A 3,033-nucleotide genomic window follows, 5' to 3' on the forward strand; every position below is an offset into this window, starting at 1 on the left:
GGGGCAGGTAGGACGGGGGGAGAGGGCGGCATGGGGCAGGAGGCTATCAAACAGCCAGGTCCCATGTTGGGGCACGTCCAGGGCCGCCCCTCTACCCACGTCGTGAAGGCACTCCGCTCGGTACCGCGCTTGATTCCAGTCCTGGAGCCCCAGCTCACCAGCCCGTTGCTGATTGACGGCGCCGACGTTCCGGGTCCACTGAGGGTGTGGCATCACCCTCGCCGAGGGCTCCAGCAACCAGGCTTCGCGTCAGTGGTAGTAGGGCGAGAGCGCGCTGGAGACGCGCGCCAGCAGATCCTCGGACTGCAACCGCTCCTCCCCCGTGAGCGACGGGAGCTGCGCGGTGAGCGTGTCGCGGGCCTCGCGCAGCGCCGAGTACGCGGGCAGTGTCTGGAATTGCTTCAGGATGTCCACCATGGCGCGGCGGGCCGCGTAGCCGCGCACGCCGTCCACGTTGAGCAGGATGCCGCGCACGTCCGCCATCACCGGCGCCGTGAACTGCGGCGTGGTGGGCGCATTCGCGGTGAAGATGCCGCCGCGCGACGACACCGGGTCCAGGTAGAGGCGCGTGAGGACGCGGCGGGCGAGCTCATCCGCGCGGGAGGCGTAGACCGCGGGCGCGCCCGGAGGCACGACGAGCGGCGGCCGCACCTGGGCCAGGATGTCCTGGTACGCCCGCACCTGCTCCGTCCCGGCCCGCACGAAGCCCAGGACCTGGTTGGTGCGGGTGCTGAGGGTGAGGTTGAGCCGGTTGGTGACCGAGGCCGTGGTGAGGAAGCTCTGCGCGTAGACGTTGAAGTCCGCCAGCGTGAAGCTGAACGTGTCATTCGTGCGGTCGTACATGGCACAGCGCGGGTCGGTGAACCGGTCTTGATCCGTGCAGAACTCCCAGGTGGGCAGCTGGGTGTCCAGCCCATAGAGGTAGCGCACCGCCTGCACGTCGTAGGGGCCCGGCGCGCTGTCCAGGACGGAGTCCTCGTTCGCGACGTAGTCCATCACGGAGCTGCTGCGCAGGCCCGTGGGCGTGCCGTCGTAAGCGAGCGATCCGGCGAAGTTGTGGCGCAGGCCCAGCGTGTGGCCAATCTCATGCAACACCACGTGCGTGAGGTAGGCCTCCACCTTCTGCTTCTTCGTCTGCGGAGTGACCGCCGTCAGCGACGACGCGAGGCCAGCCTCCGGGTCGCCGAAGCGCTCGAGGACGTTCAGGTCGCACAGCTGCTCCGCCTTCATCCCGGACCAGGACATGCTCACGGGCGAGAGCGTCCGCGCCCGTGCGGCGGCGAACGCACCGGGGTCGCTCTCGAAGGTCTCGTCCCCGAGCACCAGCCACATGGCCGGCAGGTAGACGCTGGCGCCGCGCAGCTCGCTGGTGTTGGGGTTGATGCGGAAGTTCGCGAAGGCGTAGGGCACGCCCTCGTCCGGGTCGAAGATGAGGACGTTCTTGTCGTCATCCGCGAAGTCGAGCCCCGCGCCGCCCACCGTGGCCTCCAGGACCTTGAAGCCGAACGCCTGGTTCCAACCCTCCACGCCGCGCTTGATGGCGCCCACCAGGTCATAGTCCTGGAAGCGCGGGTCGGCCTGGATCGAGAGCACGGAGGGGGTGATGAACCAGGAGATGGGCTTCATCCCGGGGTGGATGTTCCACTTCATCGCCGGGATGTCCTGCCAGCCACCGGCGTTGGTGATGAAGCTCGGCGCTCCCGCGAAGTAGAGCGTCTGCTCGGGCATGGCCGTGGGCGTGTAGCCGGGCCCCTCCTTGTAGCGGCGCAGGGCGAGGCCGAGCGTGCCGGAGGCGCGGTAGCCATTGGGCTCCAGGTAGTCCGCGGCGAACGGATCGGACACCTCCGAGTAGCCCGTGAAGACCTGCTCGAAGGCGATGCCGTCGGTGATGGGGTGGAAGCGCTGCGCGAAGCTCAGCTCCGTCTGGAATCGCGTGGAGACGGACAACGAGTCCCCCATCACGCCGAAGCGGTTGAGCCCCGCCGACGGGTCGATGAGCACGTACTGGTCGGCGTTGCGCAGACGGTTGAAGGGGCCGTAGTCGGTGACGACGGGGTAGGCCTCCACCAGCACCTGTGGGTCGAACACGTCGCTGAGCTTCTTGCGGTCGTCCACATCCACCACGAAGAGCCGGCCGTTCTGCTCCTGGAAGGAGACCACCCGCGTGCCCAGGGACCTGCCAGCGCCGAAGATCACCCCTCCCGGATGGAGCTGCTTGAGGAACGCGGACAGGAACCACTTCTGCTTCAGCTCGCTGCGCTTGATGGCCAGGTAGAAGTGGGTGCCCGCGTCCTCCACGATTCCGGACAGGCGCTGTTCCACCTGTTGGCGCTGCTCCGTGCTCGTGGCCCGGGGCACCGCCACGAAGGCGTCCCCCAGGCTGACGGCCAGCGAGGCTTCGGGGGCTTCCGTTTCAGTCACGGGCCCGCCGGTGTCACAGCCGCCGCTCGTCAACATCACCACCAGCGACGCGGCGCCCAGCCAGCGGCGCCGCGAAGACCACGTCCGTCCAAGCATCGAATCACTCCAGGGGGGTGGGGCGGCATCGCGCCGCCCGTTGCACCGGAGGAACGACATTTCGGAGGGGGGCATACCGGAATGGCGCCAGGCTTCGGAAGAAACCCTCCACTGCGCAAGGACTTTCAACCCGGACGATATGCCGGCCCGGTTCTCGCTCGCGACAGGGCTCCCGGACCTTGGTGGCTTCGGGGGCTTTCTTGCGGACGCTCGACGCGCATGGGGGGCGCGTCTCAGCGGCGAGCCGGGCCCCGGGCTGGTGCCTTGGTGTGATGGCTCGCGCTCCCACCGTGCCTATCTCTGGCGGGAGCATTCGAAGGGGAATCCGCCATGGACATCATCGACCTCATCGACCGGACCCGCGACAGCATCTCCGCGCGCAGCGTCTTCGGCCAACCCATCCAGCAGGGGGAGGTCACCGTGATTCCCGTCGCGCGCGTGATGGGCGGTGGAGGCGGCGGTGGGGGCGAGGGCCCGGTACCTGAGGCCAACTCAAGGGAGGGCATGGGACATGGG

1 protein-coding gene and 1 pseudogene are annotated in these 3,033 nt (G+C 68.5%); one reads left to right on the forward strand and one right to left on the reverse strand.

The window, feature by feature from the left end; all coding sequences use genetic code 11:
* Positions 1-249: 249 nt before the first annotated feature.
* Complete coding sequence (locus tag D7V77_RS41265) at positions 250-2,517, reverse strand: zinc-dependent metalloprotease (protein ID WP_120581640.1); 2,268 nt, start codon at positions 2,515-2,517, stop codon at positions 250-252.
* A gap of 330 nt (positions 2,518-2,847) precedes the next feature.
* Between D7V77_RS41265 and D7V77_RS41270 the strand changes: the two are divergent.
* A pseudogene (locus tag D7V77_RS41270) lies at positions 2,848-3,033 on the forward strand (hypothetical protein); the annotation flags it as partial.

It is taken from the genome of Corallococcus sp. CA041A (assembly GCF_003612075.1).
GTDB classification, from domain to species: domain Bacteria; phylum Myxococcota; class Myxococcia; order Myxococcales; family Myxococcaceae; genus Corallococcus; species Corallococcus exiguus.